22 protein-coding genes are annotated in these 20,138 nt (G+C 59.7%); 14 read left to right on the plus strand and 8 right to left on the minus strand.

What is annotated here, in order from left to right:
* The first annotated feature begins 60 nt into the window (after positions 1-60).
* The 8 genes from B723_RS27705 (at position 61) to B723_RS27740 (ending at position 9,322) form a co-directional block, all read left to right on the plus strand.
* Entirely contained in the window at positions 61-1,851 is a 1,791-nt protein-coding gene (locus B723_RS27705; RefSeq protein ID WP_162491069.1) for an acyclic terpene utilization AtuA family protein, read from the plus strand.
* Between the two features lie 12 nt (positions 1,852-1,863).
* On the plus strand, positions 1,864-2,733 hold the full coding sequence (locus tag B723_RS27710; RefSeq protein WP_017339977.1) for an SDR family oxidoreductase: 870 nt from the start codon (positions 1,864-1,866) through the stop codon (positions 2,731-2,733).
* A gap of 3 nt (positions 2,734-2,736) precedes the next feature.
* A complete protein-coding gene (gene atuC, locus B723_RS27715) occupies positions 2,737-4,353 on the plus strand; it encodes a geranyl-CoA carboxylase subunit beta (protein ID WP_017339978.1) in 1,617 nt (538 codons plus the stop codon).
* Between the two features lie 24 nt (positions 4,354-4,377).
* Positions 4,378-5,535, plus strand: a complete 1,158-nt coding sequence (gene atuD, locus B723_RS27720; protein WP_017339979.1) for a citronellyl-CoA dehydrogenase — start codon at positions 4,378-4,380, stop codon at positions 5,533-5,535.
* The gene (locus tag B723_RS27725; RefSeq protein ID WP_017339980.1) at positions 5,532-6,329 is read left to right on the plus strand and encodes an enoyl-CoA hydratase/isomerase family protein; all 798 of its coding nucleotides are present in this window, start codon (positions 5,532-5,534) and stop codon (positions 6,327-6,329) included. The genes atuD and B723_RS27725 overlap by 4 nt, the downstream gene beginning before the upstream one ends.
* Positions 6,330-6,392: 63 nt before the next feature.
* Positions 6,393-8,354 carry an acetyl/propionyl/methylcrotonyl-CoA carboxylase subunit alpha gene (locus B723_RS27730; RefSeq protein WP_017339981.1) on the plus strand — a complete coding sequence of 654 codons (1,962 nt, stop codon included), beginning with the start codon at positions 6,393-6,395 and terminating at the stop codon, positions 8,352-8,354.
* 71 nt (positions 8,355-8,425) lie between these two features.
* Positions 8,426-8,968 carry an exonuclease domain-containing protein gene (locus tag B723_RS27735; protein ID WP_017339982.1) on the plus strand — a complete coding sequence of 181 codons (543 nt, stop codon included), beginning with the start codon at positions 8,426-8,428 and terminating at the stop codon, positions 8,966-8,968.
* Between the two features lie 69 nt (positions 8,969-9,037).
* Positions 9,038-9,322: a pyrimidine/purine nucleoside phosphorylase gene (locus B723_RS27740; RefSeq protein WP_017339983.1), complete on the plus strand. Its 285-nt coding sequence runs from the start codon at positions 9,038-9,040 to the stop codon at positions 9,320-9,322.
* 70 nt (positions 9,323-9,392) lie between these two features.
* Here B723_RS27740 and B723_RS27745 read toward each other — a convergent pair whose 3' ends face one another.
* Positions 9,393-10,199 (minus strand): MOSC domain-containing protein, encoded by an 807-nt coding sequence (locus B723_RS27745; protein ID WP_017339984.1) that lies wholly within the window; start codon positions 10,197-10,199, stop codon positions 9,393-9,395.
* A 112-nt stretch (positions 10,200-10,311) separates the two neighbouring features.
* A complete protein-coding gene (locus tag B723_RS27750) occupies positions 10,312-11,247 on the minus strand; it encodes a chemotaxis protein CheV (protein ID WP_017339985.1) in 936 nt (311 codons plus the stop codon).
* Positions 11,248-11,709: 462 nt separating this feature from the next.
* On the opposite strand from B723_RS27750, the gene B723_RS27755 reads away from it, so the two are divergent.
* The 3 genes from B723_RS27755 to B723_RS27765 all read left to right on the plus strand — a co-directional run bounded on the left by B723_RS27755 (position 11,710) and on the right by B723_RS27765 (position 14,066).
* Positions 11,710-12,177, plus strand: coding sequence for a hypothetical protein (locus tag B723_RS27755; RefSeq protein ID WP_017339986.1), 468 nt, complete (start codon positions 11,710-11,712; stop codon positions 12,175-12,177).
* A 339-nt stretch (positions 12,178-12,516) separates the two neighbouring features.
* Complete coding sequence (locus B723_RS27760) at positions 12,517-13,410, plus strand: sensor histidine kinase (RefSeq protein ID WP_017339987.1); 894 nt, start codon at positions 12,517-12,519, stop codon at positions 13,408-13,410.
* Positions 13,407-14,066: a response regulator gene (locus B723_RS27765; RefSeq protein ID WP_017339988.1), complete on the plus strand. Its 660-nt coding sequence runs from the start codon at positions 13,407-13,409 to the stop codon at positions 14,064-14,066. Before B723_RS27760 ends, B723_RS27765 begins: the two co-directional genes overlap by 4 nt.
* On the opposite strand, the gene yegS is transcribed toward B723_RS27765, so the two are convergent.
* Positions 14,050-14,967 (minus strand): lipid kinase YegS, encoded by a 918-nt coding sequence (gene yegS, locus B723_RS27770; protein ID WP_017339989.1) that lies wholly within the window; start codon positions 14,965-14,967, stop codon positions 14,050-14,052. The two genes, B723_RS27765 and yegS, sit on opposite strands and share 17 nt — an antisense overlap.
* Positions 14,968-15,193: 226 nt before the next feature.
* On the opposite strand from yegS, the gene B723_RS27775 reads away from it, so the two are divergent.
* On the plus strand, positions 15,194-15,502 hold the full coding sequence (locus tag B723_RS27775) for a hypothetical protein (RefSeq protein ID WP_031319055.1): 309 nt from the start codon (positions 15,194-15,196) through the stop codon (positions 15,500-15,502).
* A 64-nt stretch (positions 15,503-15,566) separates the two neighbouring features.
* Here the strand turns inward: B723_RS27775 and glp are convergent, their stop codons facing one another.
* Together glp and moaB are read right to left on the minus strand one after the other, a co-directional pair.
* On the minus strand, positions 15,567-16,793 hold the full coding sequence (gene glp / locus B723_RS27780) for a gephyrin-like molybdotransferase Glp (protein WP_017339991.1): 1,227 nt from the start codon (positions 16,791-16,793) through the stop codon (positions 15,567-15,569).
* A complete protein-coding gene (gene moaB / locus B723_RS27785) occupies positions 16,777-17,316 on the minus strand; it encodes a molybdenum cofactor biosynthesis protein B (RefSeq protein WP_017339992.1) in 540 nt (179 codons plus the stop codon). Before moaB ends, glp begins: the two co-directional genes overlap by 17 nt.
* A gap of 81 nt (positions 17,317-17,397) precedes the next feature.
* Here moaB and mobA point away from each other — a divergent pair, with 81 nt between their 5' ends.
* Both mobA and B723_RS27795 read left to right on the plus strand, forming a co-directional pair.
* Positions 17,398-18,000 (plus strand): molybdenum cofactor guanylyltransferase MobA, encoded by a 603-nt coding sequence (gene mobA, locus B723_RS27790; protein ID WP_017339993.1) that lies wholly within the window; start codon positions 17,398-17,400, stop codon positions 17,998-18,000.
* Between the two features lie 78 nt (positions 18,001-18,078).
* Complete coding sequence (locus B723_RS27795; protein WP_017339994.1) at positions 18,079-18,300, plus strand: YgdI/YgdR family lipoprotein; 222 nt, start codon at positions 18,079-18,081, stop codon at positions 18,298-18,300.
* A gap of 69 nt (positions 18,301-18,369) precedes the next feature.
* Here B723_RS27795 and B723_RS27800 read toward each other — a convergent pair whose 3' ends face one another.
* The 3 genes from B723_RS27800 to B723_RS27810 form a co-directional block, all read right to left on the minus strand.
* On the minus strand, positions 18,370-19,260 hold the full coding sequence (locus tag B723_RS27800; RefSeq protein ID WP_017339995.1) for a pseudouridine synthase: 891 nt from the start codon (positions 19,258-19,260) through the stop codon (positions 18,370-18,372).
* 71 nt (positions 19,261-19,331) lie between these two features.
* Complete coding sequence (locus tag B723_RS27805) at positions 19,332-19,652, minus strand: transcriptional regulator (RefSeq protein WP_017339996.1); 321 nt, start codon at positions 19,650-19,652, stop codon at positions 19,332-19,334.
* A gap of 164 nt (positions 19,653-19,816) precedes the next feature.
* Complete coding sequence (locus tag B723_RS27810; protein WP_017339997.1) at positions 19,817-20,053, minus strand: glutaredoxin family protein; 237 nt, start codon at positions 20,051-20,053, stop codon at positions 19,817-19,819.
* Positions 20,054-20,138: the final 85 nt, after the last annotated feature.

Here is a 20,138-nt window from a genome sequence, read left to right on the forward strand (position 1 = left end):
ACCAAGCGCTTGCTTGGTAGTCTCGATTCACGATTGTCGGAGGTGGCTATGGAAAGGGCTGTGCCTGAAACGATACGCATCGGTTGCGCCAGCGCCTTCTGGGGCGACACCTCGACCGCCGCCGCGCAACTGGTGGAAGGCGGGCGCCTGGACTATCTGGTGTTCGATTATCTGGCCGAGATCACAATGTCGATCATGGCCGGTGCGCGGATGAAAGATCCACAGGCCGGCTACGCCAGTGACTTCATCGAAGTCCTCAGCCCTCTGCTGGGGCCACTCGCCGAACAGAAAATCCGCGTCATCAGCAACGCCGGCGGCGTCAATCCACACGCCTGCGCGGCTGCGTTGCAAGCGGCCTGCGACAAGGCTGGCGTGGCGCTGAAAATCGCGGTGCTGCTGGGGGATGACCTGCAACCGCAGTTCAAACAGCTGAGCAGCCGCGGCCTCCATGAAATGTTCAGCGGCGCCCCCTTGCCACCGATGTGCGTTTCCACCAACGCCTACCTCGGCGCGCCGGGCATTGTCGAAGCCTTGCGTCTGGGCGCGGACATCGTGATCACCGGGCGTGTGGTCGACAGTGCCGTGGTCAGCGCGGCGCTGGTGCATGAATTCGGCTGGTCCTGGCACGACTACGACAAACTCGCCCAAGCCGCCCTCGCCGGCCACATCATCGAATGCGGCGCCCAGTGCACCGGCGGCAACTTCACCGATTGGCGCGACGTGCCCGATTACGAACACATCGGTTTCCCCATCGTCGAAGTCAGCGCCGACAGCCAGTTCATTGTCAGCAAACCCGAAGGCTCCGGCGGCCTGGTGACGCCCCTTACCGTCGGCGAGCAAATGCTCTATGAAATCGGCAACCCGCAGGCTTATCTCTTGCCCGATGTAGTCTGCGATTTCACCCAGGTCAAACTTCAGCAACAAGGCAAAAATGCGGTTCAGGTGCATGGTGCAAAGGGTTTGCCTCCAACGGACCAATACAAGGTCAGCGCGACGTATCCGGATGGTTTCCGCTGCACTGCCAGTTGCCTGATTGCCGGCATCGATGCAGTGGACAAGGCCCGGCGTGTCAGCGAAGCGATCATCAACAAGACCTCGGAAATCTTCAGCCAGCGCGGCTGGGCGCCCTACAGCGAAGTGAACATCGAGCTCCTGGGCAGCGAAGCGACCTACGGCCCCCATGGCCAGCGACAGGACAGCCGCGAAGTGGTGATCAAACTCGCCGTGCGTCACCCGAGCAAACAGGCGTTGATCGTGTTCTCCCGGGAAATTGCCCAGGCTGCCACCGGCATGGCGCCGGGGCTGACCGGGATTGTCGGCGGGCGGCCGACGGTGTATCCGCTGATCCGGCTGTTCTCGTTCCTCATCGACAAAAGCGCCTGCACGCTGGACATTGATCTCAACGGTCAGCGTCACCCGTGTGCCCTGCCCGCTCTCGACGTGCTCACCACCGCGGACCTGCCGGTGCCGTTCGAACCACCGAAGCCCACGGGTCGCGCCGATGCCAGCGTGGCGCTGATCAAGCTTGCGGTCGCACGTTCCGGCGACAAGGGCAATCACAGCAACATCGGCGTCATGGCCCGCGAGCCGGAATACCTGCCCTGGATTGCCGAAGCCTTGACCCCGGCCGTGATCGTCGACTGGATGAGCCACGTGCTCGACCCGGTTCACGGGCGTGTCGAGCGCTGGTACCTGCCCGCGACCCACAGCCTTAACTTTCTACTGGAGAACGCGTTGGGCGGGGGCGGCGTGGCCAGCCTGCGGATCGATCCCCAAGGCAAAGCCTTCGCCCAACAACTGCTGGACATCCAGATTCCGGTGCCTCAGCGCATCGCCGACCAGGTCAACTAGAGGACTGCCGCCGTGGCCTACGATTCGATTTTCAAAGCCGATCTGTTTGCCGGCCAAAACATCATCGTCACCGGTGGCGGCAGCGGCATCGGCCGCTGCACCGCTCATGAACTGGCGGCGCTCGGTGCCCATGTGCTGTTGATCGGGCGCAATGCCGACAAACTGAAATCCGTGACCGCCGAAATTATCGAGGATGGCGGCAAGGCTGACTGGCAGACCTGCGATATTCGCGAGGAAGAAGCGGTCAAGCATCTGGTCAGCGAACTGATCCGCAAGCACGGGCCGATCCACGGACTGGTCAACAATGCCGGAGGCCAGTTCCCTTCGCCGCTGGCCTCGATCAATCAGAAGGGCTTCGAAACCGTGATGCGCACTAACCTGGTGGGCGGTTTCCTGATGGCCCGGGAAGTGTTCAATCAATCCATGAGCAAACACGGCGGCGCCATCGTCAACATGCTCGCCGACATGTGGGGCGGCATGCCCGGCATGGGCCACTCGGGCGCGGCGCGCTCGGGCATGGACAACCTGACCAAGACCGCTGCGTTCGAATGGGGTTACGCCGGGGTCCGGGTCAACGCGGTGGCGCCGGGCTGGATCGCCTCCAGCGGCATGGACACTTACGAAGGCGCGTTCAAAGCGGTGATTCCGACCTTGCGCGAACACGTGCCGCTGAAACGCATCGGCACCGAATCGGAAGTCAGTGCGGCGATCGTATTCCTGCTCAGCCCGGCCGCGGCGTTCGTCAGTGGCAGCACCTTGCGTATCGACGGCGCCGCGAGCCTGGGCGGCCGGGCGTGGCCGATTCACAAGGCGACCAACAGCAAGTCGTACAACGGTTTCCACCGCGCGTACTTACCAGAAGTGCTCAAGAACAAGGAATAAGTCATGCCGGTGATTCAGTCGCAAATCGACCCGAACAGCGAACAGTTCGCCCGGAACCGTGCCGCGATGCTGGCAGGTATCGAGCAGGTCCGTCAGCTCGAACAAAACCTGCTGAACAAAGCAGCCGAAGCCAAACCGAAGTTCGACAAGCGCGGGCAATTGCTGCCCCGTGAGCGCCTCAACCTGTTGCTCGACCCCGGTGCGCCGTTCCTCGAACTGGCAAGCCTGGCCGGTTACAAGTTGCATGACGACAAGGACGGCAGCTCGGCGGGCGGCGGCTTGATCGCCGGGATCGGCTACGTGTCGGGTGTTCGTGTTTTGGTCGTGGCGAACAACAGCGCGATCAAGGGCGGAACCATCTCCCCCAGCGGTTTGAAAAAATCCCTGCGCCTGCAACAGATCGCCATGGAAAACAAATTGCCGGTGATCACCCTCGCCGAAAGCGGCGGCGCCAACCTTAATTACGCTGCGGAGATTTTCGTCGAAGGCGCGCGCAGCTTTGCCAACCAGGCGCGGATGTCGGCCATGGGGTTGCCGCAGATCACGGTGGTCCATGGCTCCGCCACGGCAGGCGGCGCATATCAGCCGGGGCTGTCGGATTACGTGGTGGTGGTGCGCGGCAAAGCCAAGCTGTTTCTCGCCGGACCGCCCCTGCTCAAGGCGGCCACCGGCGAAGTCGCCACCGATGAAGAGCTGGGCGGCGCCGAGATGCACGCGCAAACCGCCGGCACCGCTGAATACCTGGCCGAGAACGATGCCGATGGCGTACGTCAGGTCCGGGAGATTGTCAGCCTGCTGTCGTGGAACGATCAATTGCAATGGGTCCCCGAACGTCACTACCAGCAACCGCTCTACCCCATCGACGAACTGCTCGGGCTGATCCCCGACGACCCGAAAAAACCCTATGACGTGCGCGAAATCGTCGCGCGAATCGCCGACGGTTCGAACTTCCTCGAGTTCAAGGGTGAGTTCGATCAACAGACCGTCTGCGGTCATCTGCAGATTCAGGGTCGCGCCTGCGGCTTCATCGGCAACAACGGCCCGATCACGCCCAAAGGCGCGAGCAAGGCTGCGCAGTTCATTCAGCTGTGCGATCAGAGCCGCACGCCGCTACTGTTCTTCCACAACACCACCGGGTTCATGGTCGGCACCGAGTCCGAGCAACAAGGCGTGATCAAGCACGGCGCCAAAATGATCCAGGCAGTGGCCAACGCCCGGGTGTCAAAACTGACGATCGTTGTCGGTGGCTCCTATGGCGCTGGCAACTATGCAATGTGCGGCCGCGGCCTCGACCCGCGCTTCATCTTCGCCTGGCCCAACAGCCGCACGGCGGTGATGGGCGGTGCTCAGGCCGGCAAGGTCCTGCGGATCGTCACCGAGGCCAAACAGCTCAAGGACGGTCTGGTGCCTGACCCGAAGATGCTCGACATGCTGGAGCAGGTCACCGCGCAGAAACTCGACAGCCAGTCCACCGCGCTGTACGGCAGTGCCAACCTGTGGGACGACGGGCTGATTGATCCCCGGGATACCCGCACGTTGCTCGGCTATTTGCTGGACATCTGCCATGAGGCCGACCTGCGGCCGCTGCAAACCAACAGTTTTGGCGTCGCCCGGTTCTGAACCGGCCAGAGGAGAACAATAAAAATGATCTTCACCCAGGAACACGAAGCACTGCGCCGCACCGTTCGCCAATTCGTCGAGCACGAAATCAACCCGCACGTCGATGAGTGGGAAAAAGCCGGGCGTTTTCCGATCCACGACATTTTTCGCAAGGCGGGTGAGCTCGGCCTGCTGGGGATTTCCAAACCGGAAAAATTCGGCGGCATGGGGCTCGACTACAGCTATTCGATCGTCGCCGCCGAAGAGTTCGGCACCATCCATTGCGGCGGGATCCCGATGTCCATCGGCGTTCAGACCGACATGTGCACGCCGGCGCTGGCACGCTTCGGCTCCGATGAACTGCGTGAAGAGTTCCTGCGGCCGGCGATTACCGGCGAACAGGTCGGTTGCATTGGCGTGTCGGAAGTCGGTGCCGGCTCCGACGTGGCCGGCTTGAAAACCACCGCTCGCAAAGACAGTGACGACTACGTGATCAACGGCAGCAAGATGTGGATCACCAACTCGCCGAGCGCCGATTTCATTTGCCTGCTGGCCAACACCTCGGACGACAAGCCGCACATCAACAAATCGCTGATCATGGTGCCGATGAACACCCCAGGCATCAGCCTCAGTTCGCACCTGGACAAGCTCGGCATGCGCAGCTCGGAAACCGCCCAGGTGTTTTTCGACAACGTGCGCGTACCGCAACGCAACCGCATCGGGCATGAAGGTGCGGGATTCATGATGCAGATGCTGCAATTCCAGGAGGAACGTCTGTTCGGCGCCGCGAACATGATCAAGGGCCTGGAATACTGCATCGACAGCACCATCGAGTACTGCAAGGAACGCAAAACCTTCGGCAATGCGTTGATCGACAATCAGGTCATCCACTTCCGCCTCGCCGAGCTGCAAACCGAAGTCGAATGCCTGCGCGCGCTGGTCTATCAGGCCACCGAGCAATACATCAAAGGTCAGGACGTCACACGCCTGGCGTCGATGGCCAAACTCAAGGCCGGGCGACTGGGCCGCGAAGTCAGCGACAGTTGCCTGCAATACTGGGGCGGCATGGGCTTCATGTGGGACAACCCGGTGGCCCGCGCCTACCGCGACGTGCGGCTGGTATCGATTGGCGGCGGCGCCGACGAAATCATGCTGGGGATCATCTGCAAACTCATGGGCATCCTGCCGGGGAAAAAGAAATGAGCACCCTGCCGGTTTGCCAGACGTTATTGCTCGAATTGCATAACGGTGTGCTGCACATCACCCTCAACCGCCCGGAAAGCCGCAATGCCATGAGCTTGCTGATGGTCACCGAGTTACGTTCGGTGCTGTCGGCAGTGCGCGATGATCGCGAGATTCGGGCCCTGGTGATCGGCGGTGCCGGCGGGCACTTCTGCGCCGGTGGCGACATCAAGGACATGGCCAATGCCCGTGCTCAGGGACCATCGGCGTACCGCGATTTGAACCGGGCGTTTGGCGCGCTGCTGCAGGAAGTGCAACACGCGCCACAAGTGGTGATCACGGTGCTGCAAGGCGCGGTGCTCGGCGGTGGTCTGGGGCTGGCATGCGTCAGCGATGTCGCCCTGGCGGATCATCAGGCGCAATTCGGTTTGCCGGAAACCAGCCTCGGCTTGCTGCCCGCGCAGATTGCACCGTTCGTGGTGCAGCGTATCGGTTTGACCCAGGCTCGACGGTTGGCACTGACTGCAGCGCGATTTGATGGGACCCACGCCCGCCGCATGGGGCTGGTGCATTTTGTCGAGCATGACGCGCAAGCGCTGGCCGAGCGTCTCGATGAAGTCCTGGCCCATGTGCTGTGCTGCGCGCCGGGGGCGAATGCAACGACCAAAAAGCTGTTGCTGGCGAGTGCCGGACAGCCTTCGGATGCGCTGCTGGATGAAGCGGCTGATTGGTTCAGCGAAGCGGTGACCGGGGCTGAAGGGGTCGAAGGGACCATGGCTTTCGTGCAGAAGCGTAAACCGGGGTGGGCCCTTTAAAAGCATCGCGGGCAAGCTCGCGATAAGGCCATCACATTCACCGCAAAAACAAGAGAACATCCCATGCCCGGACTCAGCAAAATCCTGATCGCCAACCGCGGTGAGATCGCCTGTCGCATCCAGCGCACCGCCCAGGCCCTGGGCTACCGCACCGTCGCCGTATTCAGCGACGCAGATGCAGACGCGCTGCACGTACAGATCGCCGACGAAGCCATTAACATCGGCGCGGCCCCGGTGCAGCAATCCTATCTGAACATCCCGGCCATTCTCGATGCCGCCCGCCGCACCGGCGCCGACGCGATCCACCCCGGCTACGGTTTCCTCTCGGAAAACGCCGGGTTCGCCCGCGCCTGCCGAGACGCAGGCATGACCTTCATCGGCCCCAGCCCCGAAGCCATCGAACTGATGGGTAGCAAGCGCCTGTCGAAACTCGCCATGCTCGACGCCGGTGTGCCGTGTATCAAAGGCTATCAGGGCGCCGAGCAGGATGATGCGACGCTGAGCCGCGAAGCCGAACGCATCGGTTTTCCGTTGATGATCAAGGCCAGTGCAGGGGGTGGCGGGCGGGGCATGCGCCTGGTGCACGAGGCCGGCGAGTTGCTGGCGCAGATCCGCACCGCGCGCTCCGAAGCGCTGCATGGGTTTGGCAGCGACGAGCTGATTCTCGAACAAGCGTTGATCGACCCGCGTCACGTCGAGGTTCAACTGTTCGGCGACCAGCAAGGCAACCTGATCTACCTCGGCGAGCGCGACTGTTCGATCCAGCGTCGCCACCAGAAAGTCATCGAGGAAGCGCCCTGCCCGGTCATGACCGCCGAGCTGCGTCAGGCCATGGGCGAAGCAGCGCTCAAGGCCGGGCGCGCGGTGAATTACGTCGGCGCTGGCACCGTGGAGTTTTTGCTGGATGCGCGCGGACAGTTTTATTTTCTGGAAATGAATACCCGGTTGCAGGTGGAACACCCGGTAACGGAACTGATCACTGGCCTGGATCTGGTGGCCTGGCAACTGCACGTCGCCGAAGGGCTGCCGTTACCGTTGCGCCAGGAGCAGGTGCAACTCAGCGGCCATGCCATCGAAGTGCGCTTGTACGCCGAAGACCCGACCCAGACGTTTCTGCCGCAAACCGGGCGGATCGCCGCCTGGGAACCGGCATCGCAGGGCGGCGTACGGATCGATCATGGTCTGATCGAGGGTCAGCAGGTCAGCCCGTTCTACGACCCGCTGCTGGGCAAAATCATCGCCCACGGCGCTACTCGCGAGGAAGCCCGGCGCAAGTTGCTGCGGGCAGTGCAGGACAGCGTGCTGCTCGGTCTTGCCAGTAATCAGCGCCTGCTTGCCAGCCTGTTGGAACATTCGCAATTCATCAGTGGCGAGTTCAGCACCGGGTTCATCCCGACGTATTTTTCCGATCATCCCTGCCTGCATCCTTATGTGCCCGGCGCCGAAGAACTGGCGATTGCCGCTGCGCTGTTCTATCAGGCTTCAGCCCAGGCTCATCCCGCCGTGCTGGCCGGTTGGCGCAATAACGCCAGTGTGCCGCTGCACTATCGCATCGGTCTGGAGGATCAGGATTGGCCGGTGCAATTGAACGCGGTACCGGGCGAACCCTATCGGATTCAAGCCGCCGGACAGGCCTTCGAACTGAGTGTCATCCAGTGCGACGGGCGCTGGGCCAGCCTGGAACTCGATGGCATCCGCCGGCGTCATGCCTACCGTCTCGACGCCGGGCAACTCTGGCTTTTCACCCGTCCCGGGAGTCTGCGGCTGATGGATTGCACACAGGCGCTGGTCAGTAGCGAGGCCAGCGCCAGCTCCGGCACGCTCAAGGCTCCGATGGACGGCGCCATCGTCGATGTGCTGGTCACTGAAGGCAGCATGGTCAGCAAAGGCCAGCTGCTGGTGGTGCTGGAAGCCATGAAAATGGAGCACCCGTTGAAATCAGGCATCGACGGCGTGCTCAAGCGGCTGCAGGTCAGGGTCGGCGACCAGGTGAAAAATCGTCAGATTTTGTTGGAGGTCGAATAACCCGCTAGGCGGATCCGCCGGGTTTGGCTACGCTCAAATCCTATCAGGATGCGGATACCAGGAACCCTGCAATGCCTCACTGGCTGGTCATTGATCTGGAAGCCACCACCGATGAAGGGGGTTGGCCGGTTACGGAAATGGAAATCATCGAAATCGGTGCCACGCTGGTGGACCGCCAGGGTCGGGAGCTGGATCATTTCCAGCGTTTCGTGCGCCCGTTGCGCCGGCCCCTGCTCACGCCGTTTTGCCGCGAGCTGACCCGCATCACCCAGGCCAGTATCGACAGCGCACAACCGCTGACCGAGGTCTGGCCAGCCTTCGAGCGCTGGCTCGGCCAACATCATTCGCGCCTGGAAGGCTGGGCGAGTTGGGGCGATTACGATCGCAAGCAACTGCTGCAGGAATGGCAGACGCTGCAACTCGACAGCGAACTCAGCCGAGTACCGCACATGAACCTCAAACAGCGCTTTGCCAAGGCCCGACGCCTGGATCGTCCATTGGGGCTCAACGGTGCGCTGCAACTGGCGGGCATGCAGTTCACCGGCCAGCAGCACCGGGCGCTGGAGGATGCGCGCAATACAGCGCGTCTGTTACCGCTGATTCTGCCCCTCTAGAGAGGTGACGCCGCCAAAGGCCTTGTGCATACTGGCCGGCCCTTTTTAGCCCTTTTCGAGGAATCGCCCATGTTTAAAGTCAACGAGTACTTCGACGGCACCGTCAAGTCGATCGCCTTTGGCACCGCTGAAGGTCCTGCGACCATCGGCGTCATGGCTCCGGGCGAATACGAATTCGGCACCAGCCAGCGTGAAATCATGCACGTAGTGACCGGCGCCCTGACCGTCAAACTGCCGGATAGCACCGACTGGGAAACCTTCGAAGCCGGCAGCCAGTTCAACGTGCCAGCCAACAGCAAGTTCCAGCTGAAAGTGGCCGTCGACACCGCTTACCTGTGCGAATACCGCGGCTAACCCCCCAGGTTTTCACCGTACGAAAAAATGCCCGTGTCACTGGACACGGGCATTTTTCATTCAGGGTCGTTTATTCCAGCACCGTGACCGGCATGCCGACTTCGAGCTGGCCATTGCCATCGTTGACCAGATTCTGGCCGAACATCGCGCCCTCTTCCTGAGCACGGTATTTCTGCAAGGTCGCGAGCGGTTCCCGATCATCGCTGCGCAATCCGGTTTGCGGATCGATGGTGGTCAGAATGCAGCGTGAACACGGTTTGACGACGCGGAACTCGACATCGCCGATGCGGATACGCTTCCAGCCATCCTCGGCGTACGCCTCGCTGCCCTCGATGACCAGATTCGGTCGAAAGCGCAGCATTTCCAGGGGGCGGCCGACTTTCTGCGACAAGTCTTCCAACGACGCTTGCCCGATCAGCAACAACGGGAAACCATCGGCGAAAGCCACCTGATCGTCATCCTTGCCGTAACCTGCCTGAGTGGTGCGCGCACGATCAAGAGGGATTTGCACCAGTCGAGTAGGTTTGCCAATGAATTCGCTGACCCAGGCACCCGCCTCATCACCGGCATCAGGCACGCGCAAACTGTCTTTGAAGATGGTCACGCCGCGCAGTTCAGCGTCGCCGGCAGGCAAGGCGATATTGATTGGCATGTGGCCTGGGGCGCTCAGGGTCAAGCCACCTTCAGCATTCCACAACGCCGACAGCTGGCTCATCTGCCCGACGACACGCTGGGTCAGGAAGCGCCCGCTGGCCTCGTCCACCAGCATCCAGCGACGATCCCCGTCCAGTCCCAGTCTGTCGAGGCCGACCTGTTGCAAGGGCTCGGCCTTGCAGGATTTCAACGGATAACGATAAAGCGCGCTCAGACGCAGCATGGCCAGCTCCCTGGTGGGCAAAAAATGCCACCCTATACGAGCTTTCTCATTGAATCAAAGGCTGAACGTTGCCCACCCCACAGGTCGGTTGTTTGCAGCCTTTGACGCAGTATCAGGCAGGCACTTCGTCGAGCATCAGACGCTGGCGCACCACGTCGACCAGTTTGTCCGGCTGGAATTTGGAGAGGAAGTTGTCGCAGCCGACCTTCTTCACCATCGAGTCGTTGAAGCTGCCGGACAGCGACGTGTGCAGCACCACGTAGAGGCCACGCAGGCGCGGGTCGTTACGGATTTCGGTGGTCAGGCGATAGCCGTCCATTTCCGGCATTTCCGCGTCGGTGAAGACCATCAGCAGTTTGTCGGTCATGTTCACGCCCGTATCGGCCCAGCCCTTGAGCATGTTCAGCGCTTTCAAGCCGTCGCTGGCAATGTGCATCTTCACGCCCAACTGGCCAAGGGTGTCGCGCAATTGCGAGAGCGCCACGTTGGAGTCGTCTACCAGCAGCACTTCACGGCCACGGGCGCGTTCCAGGACCGGATCGTCGAGCTTCTCGCGGGACACCTTGGCGTTGTACGGGACGATTTCGGCGAGAACTTTCTCGACGTCAATGATTTCCACCAACTGATCGTCGACCTTGCTGATGGCGGTCAGGTAATGCTGGCGGCCGGCGCTGGTCGGTGGTGGCAGAATGGCTTCCCAGTTCATGTTGACAATGCGGTCCACGCCGCCAACCAGGAACGCCTGCACCGAGCGGTTGTACTCGGTGACGATGATCGTACTGGTCGGACTTGGCACCAGCGGACGCATACCGATGGCCTGGGACAGGTCAATCACCGGCAGCGTCTGGCCACGCAGGTTCACCACACCGCAGACAAACGGATGGCGCTGCGGCATGAGGGTCAGCTTCGGCAGCTGCAACACTTCCTGCACCTTGAAAACGTTGATCGCGAACAATTGTCGCCCAGCCAGCCGGAACATGAGAATTTCCAGGCGATTCTCACCCACCAGTTGCGTGCGTTGGTCTACCGTGTCGAGAATGCCGGCCATCAATGACTCCTGAGCTTGTTCCGATGAATTCACTAAAGAAGGTTATCGGCTGTTTTTGCCGGACCTTGACCCCCATACAAAATGCCACGCCCAGGCATTGATGTCACATTAACATCATGCTTTACTGAGCCCCTCAATTCATCTGCTTCAATCCCGGCGGCGCGACAACAGTTCGCACGTTAGGTTCCCCTGCGTAAGGGATTCCCCTAGTAACAATCAGGCCCAACCTGATATTCGCAATATCCAATAGCCATTAATGTGACGCCATTCTCATTGCATGAACGGAGTCAGGCTTTTGTGTGCGATCGCAGGTCAGTGGCCATCCACCCTCACGAATCCCCCCGCCTGCATCCGCGCCGGCCGGAGCGCGATCTCACAACGGCACTGCAACGCCGGGCCCCTGATGGTCCTGGCCGACACACACGACATTCCCTCATTTGACATGACGTTGTGGAGATAAGCATGCCGAACCGTAAAGAGTGGGCCCAACGGCTTCCGGTGTTTCTGGTCGAGGCTGAAACGCTCCTGGCCAAATCCGAGGAATGTCTGAGTCATTTGCAACTGATCAGTAATGACAAGGATGCCATCGAATGCATGATGAGCACCCTCCTCAAACTGGCCAGCAAGGCCGATGCCCTCGCGTTGGTCGCGGTTTCGGAGTTTTCGCTGCACATTCATGGCCTGCTGAATCATGCCCAGAATCATGTAGACCTGCATGACCAGGCATTGAGCGCGCTGAAAGACTGTTTCACATTGATGGCGTGGCAGCTTGAACTGATCGATCAGAAAACCGGCCAGCTCAGCCTGGATGACAGCGAACAGGCATCGCTGATCGAGGCCTTTGCCTTCCAGGTCGGACAAAGCCAGTTTCAGCCACCCGCTCATTCAAAACCGTTCACGCTCGTTTCTTTCTCGGAACGCCAGGCTTAACTCTCCCGATAACTACGCGATCACACGTATTCTTATTGTCATGCGGCCACTCTGTAACTTGCGCACGCTCATGTCGCAATTGAATACTTCATATCTGTCAACGACAGCTCATTACAAATATCCTTCCCTGCCGGCAAACTTTTTCCATTGTGGAACTCAAGTCCAGACTCTTTATTTCCTGACTGTACGGACATATATACAAACGCGACCAACGGTATCTTAAGTGGTATTATGCCGACCATTAGTTGACGTCAATTAATGGCAGAGTGACTCAGACAGAGACCCGTCAGTCAACATGACCGGTCTGCCCGCAGCGAACATCCATTGGCTCCATCCGCTATGTACGCCAGCCTCAAGTCAATCACCACGTGGCCACCCTCCCGAGAAAACGCGCGCCGGTTCACGCTATTGCTGTGTACCTGCTCGGCGCTCGGCAGTCTGGCGATCTATAGCCTGTCCACTCGCCTGCCACTCAGTCTGCTGCTGCTGAATATGGCGGCGCTGGCTTGCGTCCTGGCGCAGCATTGCCTCTCGCGCAAGTCTATAAAGTTCGAACCACAAGAGCTGGCCGACCGATTATTGAAGGTTCAGGAAAACGAACGGCACCGACTCAGTCGGGAACTGCATGACGATATCGGCCAGTTACTGACTGCGGCAAAACTTCAAAGTGAATGGCTGAAACGTCGAATGCCCGAAGAGCTGCAAGATCAATGCTCAACGCTCTGCGACACGCTGGAAGAAACCCTGACCAAAGTTCGTGACGTGTCGGCCATTCTCAATCCCAGGCAGCTGACCAGCCTTGGGCTGGAAGCCAGTCTGCGTGCACATTTGCTCAAGACACTGGCTAATACGCAGGTGCACTGGAGCCTGGAATGCCACTCACGATTGACCGGCATCCCGGAAGAAATGGCCGTCGCCGCCTTTCGAATCACCCAGGAAGCGGTGACCAATATATTGCGCCACGCCGAAGCGAAAAATCTGTTGGTTCGCCTGCAACGCCAGCCTCAAGGCCTGACGCTGTTGATCAGCGATGACGGCCTGGGTTTCGCGCCGGCGACAGATCCCGGCCGTGAGGGACAACGTGGAATGGCCGGGATGTCGGAACGGATCGACCAGTTGGGCGGTACGCTGTGCGTGACCAGCGAGCCGGGCAAAGGCACTCAAATCGAAGCTCTCTTCCCGTGGGCGCCACGTGCGCTGGAACGGGCCAGTACGAATAAGGTTTTGCATTGACTTGTAACTTACTTTTGGTGGATGACCACTCGCTGATCAGAGCTGGCGTGCGCGCTCTGGTGCTGGATATTCCCGGCTACGCGGTAATCGGCGAGGCCAATGACGGCTCGCAGTTGCTCGAGATGGTCGAGCGACTGTCCCCGGACATCGTGCTGCTGGATATTTCCATGAAGGAAACCGGAGGCCTTGAAGCTTTGCAGCGACTCAAGCGAGTACACCCGCAAAGCAAAGTGTTGATCCTGTCGATGCACACTGACCCGGCGCTCATCATGCAGGCACTGGAATCTGGCGCTCACGGCTACCTGCTCAAGGACACAACGGCCACCGAACTCGAACATGCGCTGGATGCCCTGCGCAACAACGAGCGCTACCTGAGCCCGGCCATTGCCCATACCGTCATCAACCAGGCGCTGACCCGCAACCAGAAACACCAGCCGGAACCCGCCGACTCGCACAACCTGACCGCGCGCCAGCTGGAAATCCTGCGACTGATCGTTCGCGGAAAATCCACCCGGGAAATCGCCAACGGCCTGGGCCTGAGCATCAAGACGGTTGAAACCCATCGCTCGCAGATCATGAAGCGCTTGCAGATCTACGATGTGGCGGGCCTGGTCCTCTTCGCCGTGCGTGAGCAAATCATCAGCCTGGACGATTGATCGCTGCCGGGACACTCAGCAGTGGCGAATGCTCGGGCAAATGCACCCGCAGTGCCGCCGGGCGCGCCGAGAAGCGCAGGCTTTCGCCTTCCAGCGGTTCGCCATCAAGGTTGATGTAGAGGCCCTCCGAGACCTTGATCTCGACCCATGGCAAGCGCGCGCGCACAAACATGTTGTCGATACCGAAACCATCGGCAAGCAAGCTTTTCAATGTTCCGACCACTTCCTGCGGTGCAGGCAGAATGCTGATATCCAGCAGACCGTCGTCTGCCAGTGCGTGCGGGCACAGCATATGACCGCCGCCCGCCTGACGGCCATTGCCGATGCCCAACGCCAGCAACTCGCCACTCCACTGAAAATCCGGGCCATGCAGCTCACCATAGGCCGCATGCAATTCACTGAAGCGTGATAAACCGGTGAACAGATAAGCCGCGCCGCCCAGTACTTTTTTCAAGTCTTCAGAGGTGTTCGCCGTGACCTGGCTACCGAAGCCGCCCGTGGCCATGTTCAGGAACACCTGACCGCCGACCTCGCCCAAATCGATGGCACGGGGTTCAGCGTCCAGAAGTTTCAAGGCTTGATCAGGTTCCAGCGGCACACCCGCGGCGCGGGCGAAATCGTTGGCGGTTCCCAATGGCATCAGCACCAGACTGGCCTGCGTCGAATGCGCGGCCATCGCCTCGGCAATATCGCGCAACGTCCCGTCGCCACCGCCGGCGATGAGCTGCTTGTAGCCCGCCGCCAGCGCTTCGTCTACCAACCGCTGTGCGTCGCCGGCCTCCCAGGTCAGTCGGACAGCCAATTCCCAGCCTTGTGAGCGCTTTTCTTCGACGGCTGCCCGGACCTCCTCGTTGAGCGCCTGCTTGCCGTGCAGAATCAACAGTGCCTTGCGTTCGCCCATTGTGGTCACTCCCATGATTGAATTCCGTATGGGAAATGTGACCTCACTGCGCCCCATAAAAGTCGCAAAAAAATGAATTATTTCAAGTCGAACCGTATTGAGGTCCTACAAGGTGGGATTTTTTCTTACAAAACCTGAGGAATCGGCTCAATTGACCCTCAACCCTGATTGGTACAACTTGGCGGTACGGTTTATCCGTCATCAGCAGGAACTACAGGGACGTATCATGCAAAGCCATGACATCAGGATGCCGGTTACTCCGGTCACACCGCTCGCAGAAAGGCGGGCCAGCTATCAAGCTGAACTCAATAAGTGCGCCAAAACCACTGGAGAAGTTGAAATGGAACCTCGAGTCGTTGAACTGGAAACACACCTCGAATACATCCGCAGAGACATGGAAGAAGTCCGGGGTGACGTCAGGTCCATCAAACACAGGCTCGCCTATTCGGCCGGCGGAACAGCCGTGGTTCTCGGGCTTCTGGGGTGGATCGCCAACAGTCGGTTCGACCAGTTGGTGGCACTTCTAGCTCGATAAGAGGACGCCATGAACGCAAAACCCGGTTCGATGAACCGGGTTTGTATGACAGATGCGGCAGGTATCAGCCCAGGACTTCGCTCAGCGGAATGAAGCCTACGCTGTCACCTTCCACCAATGTGCGATCTTCTCGCACTTCGACCAGACCATCGGCCCACGCTGCGCTGCGCAACACACCCGAACTCTGATTCTTGTAAATGATTGCCCGGCCGTTCTCCAGACGTCCTCGCAAATACTCGCGTCGATTGCCTGCCTTGGGCCATACAAATCCTGCAGGCACCTGCACCTTCAAGGGGTCAACGTCTTTTACACCCTGACGGCGCAAGAGATAGGGCCTCGCCAACAAGGCAAAGGTCACCAGAGTCGACGCTGGGTTACCGGGTAGCCCGATCACCGGAACCCCACGAAAATGCCCGAACGTCAGTGGCTTGCCCGGTTTGATCGCGAGCTTCCACAACGTGAGCTCGCCCTCTTCCCGCAGGGCAATGCCCAGAAAATCGGCTTCACCTACCGATACGCCACCGGTCGACAGTATCAGGTCGACATCCTTCAACTCGCCAAGGCGAGCACGCGTCGTCTCAAGGTTATCCGCAAGAATACCGGCGTCGATCACTTCACAGCCCAAGCGCTGCAACCAGCTGCAGAGCAACACTCGGTTACTGTTGTAGATCTGGCCCGGCCCAAGCGCCTGACCCGGTTCAATCAGTTCATCGCCGGTGGAGAGTACCGCAACGCGGACCTTGCGAATCACATCCAGCTCGGCGCATCCCAGTGATGCAGCGAGCCCCTGCTCGATCGGGCCAAGGCGTGTGCCCGCAGCCAGAATCAACTCACCGACGGTGGTTTCCTGGCCTTTCGGGCGGATGTTTTGTCCTGACGTGAGGACCTCGAGGAAACGTACTCGCTCATCCGCCAGTACCTCGGCGTTTTCCTGCATCTCGACGCAGTCTGCACCCGCAGGAACAGGCGCACCGGTGAAAATTCGTGCGCAGGTGCCGGGCTTCAATGGTTCCGGAGCGTTACCTGCAAAAATCTTCTGGCTGACGGACAACGGCTCTCCCGTCCAGTCGGCCATGCGCAACGCGTATCCGTCCATCGCACTGTTGGGCCACGGCGGCAGATCAAGTGTCGAGACCAGGTCAGCGGCCAACACACGACCTTGAACCTGCGCCAACGGCAAGCGTTCACGCGCGGCAATCGGCGTGGCTTCGGCCATTTCCAGCAAGCGCGCCAGCGCCACCTCGACAGCCATCAGGCTGCCTGTCTTGCCTGGCTTACCCGCGGGATTCACAGGGTGCCGCCTGTTTCAGATGAGCAACGAAATTGCACGGGCGGTGCCGGGAGTCCAGTTGTTCGGCAAGAATGCCATCCCAGCCGGTGCGCACGGCGTTGGTCGAGCCCGGCAAGCAGCACACCAACGTGCCGTTGGCGAGACCGGCCAGGGCACGGGATTGCACAGTGGAGGTGCCAATATCCGCCACCGATATCTGGCGGAACAGCTCACCAAAGCCGTCGACCTGCTTGTCGAGCAGGCAGCTGACCGCTTCGGGGGTGCTGTCTCGCCCCGTGAAGCCAGTGCCGCCGGTGATCAACACGACCTGCACGACATCGTCGGCAATCCAGTTGGCAACTTGCGCGCGAATTTTGTAGAGATCATCTTTGAGCAAAACCCGGAAGGCCAGGTTATGGCCGGCAGCGCTCAAGCGGTCAACAAAGACCTGGCCTGACGTGTCGGTTTCCAGGGTACGGGTGTCGCTGACCGTCAGCACCGCGATGTTGAGCGGCGCGAAAGGTACATCAGCCTTGGCTTTCATAGGCTCGTCCAGTTGTAGGAGAAACAGCCCGGTGTTATATCACAGCGCTCTCTTTTTTTACTGCCCCCATGGAGCCCTGCCATGACCTTGAATACACAGTTGCCATCCTGCTCCATTTTGCTCCTCGCAGGTGGTCGCGGCCAACGTATGGGCGGTCAGGACAAGGGCTTGATCGAGTGGCACGGTGAGCCGCTGATTGCGCATCTTCATCGCAAAACCCGCTCGCTGAGTGACGACCTGATCATCTCCTGCAACAGGAACCTGGAAAAGTACGCGCCCTACGCCGACCAGTTGGTCCATGATGACGAAGGTGATTTTCCCGGGCCCTTGGCCGGTATTCGTGCAGGCCTGAAGGCCGCCCGCCATGAATCTCTGATGGTTTTGCCGTGCGATGTACCACGCATCGATGCCGCCCTGCTCCACAGCATGCGCGAAGCGGCCAGCCAGCATCCGGACACCCCCCTGATGTTGCGTCATGGAGAGCACTGGGAACCCTTGCTGTGCATCATCCCCGTAGCCCTGGGCGAAGCATTCGAAAAGGCCTGGCAGGAAGGCGAACGCAGCCCGGGCCGCCTGATGCGAAAACTGGGCGCGATTGCTCTGCAATGCCCTGAAAACGATCCTCGCCTGGCCAACCTTAATACCCCGGAGTTGCTGAGCGCTCACAACAACGTGTCAGATTGACACTAGCCAAGGAACTTGCACGCGTTGTATACGTCTCACGCTCAGTAACTAAAAGAATTCCTATTCGGAGACACACTCATGACACAACGGACCCTCGCCACTTTCATGCTCGCCTTGGGCCTCGCGACCCTTGCCGGTTGCGCATCGCCTACTGTGATCACCTTGAATGACGGTCGCGAAATCCAGGCCGTCGACACGCCAAAGTATGACGACGAAGCAGGTTTCTACGAGTTCGAACAGTTGGACGGCAAGCAAACCCGCGTGAACAAGGATCAGGTTCGTACCGTTAAAGAGTTGTAATTCTTGCGGCGATACCGGATACAGAAAAGCCCGCTTTAAGCGGGCTTTTTCGTGGCTGAAAAACGGCTATCACCATTGCAGGGTGATGGCACTTTCAAAGTCTCTTCGCTCACCGGTAACCGGGTCCACAAACCGCAAGCCCTGTGCCAGAAGCTTCAACGGGTTGGCATAGTCGTCTACGACATCCTTGAGCACGTGCGGATAGAACGGGTCATTGCAGATGCTGGCGCCCAGCGCCGTCATGTGTACCCGCAGCTGATGCTTCTTGCCCGTCACCGGGTAAAGCCCGTAGCGCCAGAGATCACCGTTCTTCTCCCTGACTTCGACAGCCGTCTCGGTGTTGCTGACGCCCGGTCCTTCCTGCATGCGGAAGAAAGGCTCGCCATCGATGAGCCGACTCTTGTGGACCAGGGGGAAGGCCCGTTCGGGCAATGCCCTGGCAATGGCTTCATAACGTTTTTCGATTTGCCGCGTGGGAAACAACGACTGGTAGGCGGAACGGCTCTGAGGATTGGCTGAAAACAGCACCAGCCCTGCCGTATGCCGGTCAATGCGATGCAAAGGCACGAGGTGCGGGTTATCGAGTCGGCGAATCAGCCTCCGTAGTAGCGTCTGCTCGACGTATTCGCCCGCCGGCGTCACCGGCAAAAAATGTGGCTTGTCTGCCACCACCAGATGCTCGTCGGCATACAGGATCGACTCGATCACAGGGATCGGCTTTTCGTCCGGTACTTCCCGAAAATAGTGAATTCGCAGACCTTCCTTGTAGGCAAGATCGACGGCGATTGGCGCGCCATCCCCGTCAAGGACGCGGCCACGAGCAATTCTGTCCAGCCATCGTTCACGACCGATGGCGCTGAAGTGTTCACTCAGGCAATCGAGCACGGTCTGCCACGGCCCAGGCGGCAAGTAGAGTGTGCTGGCCTGGTTGTGTGCAGCAGAAAAAGATGAAGTGGACATACGAACGCTCTGACTCTCGATACAGGGCGGCATTATCCAGCAGTGGCCGGAACGAACCTAGAAGAGAATCCTCAGGCCGGAATCGACTGCGAGCGTGCCGCCGCTTCAGTGAACTCCTTGAGCCAGCGCAACACATCGACCGCTTCCCAGCGCCCCGGATCATAAAGTGCGTACAACAACCCCTGATAGCCCACGACATCCAGTTGGCGGTGATAACCCGCACGCTGGAAAAGTGCCTCGATTTCGGCGAAACAGGTATTGAAATGCAGCTTGTTGAACGGAGTTTTCCCTTCCGTGACCAGACCATCCAGTTGCAACTCGAGGACGGCTTCACGCACCACGTCCACCGACATCCGGTTCACGCTGTTCTTCAATTGTTCGACATTGACCACGATTCTTCCCTCTGACTTCCGGGATCACCTGCCCAATCCCCAACAGGGCAGACATGACAGGCAATCCGAGCAACTGTATGAACATACAGTAACCGAATAACCTGAATTTCGCCAATGACCGGAACGAAGACCGCGACGGATGGGGCTCGCAAAAGGTGTCCAGCTCAGCGCAGGAATGCCACAACCTGCTCGGAATCAAAGGGCCAGGCAAGTTCGGCGCCGTTATCGCAACGTCGCAGCACCGGAATCCGCAAACTGTAGGCTTCGAACCATGATTCGTCCTCAGCAATATCCACCAGTTCAACCAGCAGACCGTGCTCGACAAATGCCATCAGCATGGCTTCGGCCACTTCACAAAGATGGCACCCAATGGTGCCGAAAAGCTGACATTCAGGAGGCATGAGCACAGGACCCGGCAAAGTAGACGTACATTCTAGGCCTGCGATCAGAAGCAGTCGAGTCACTGCCCAACGCGACCGGAGAAGG

Source organism: Pseudomonas fluorescens NCIMB 11764 (assembly GCF_000293885.2).
Lineage (GTDB): Bacteria > Pseudomonadota > Gammaproteobacteria > Pseudomonadales > Pseudomonadaceae > Aquipseudomonas > Aquipseudomonas fluorescens_B.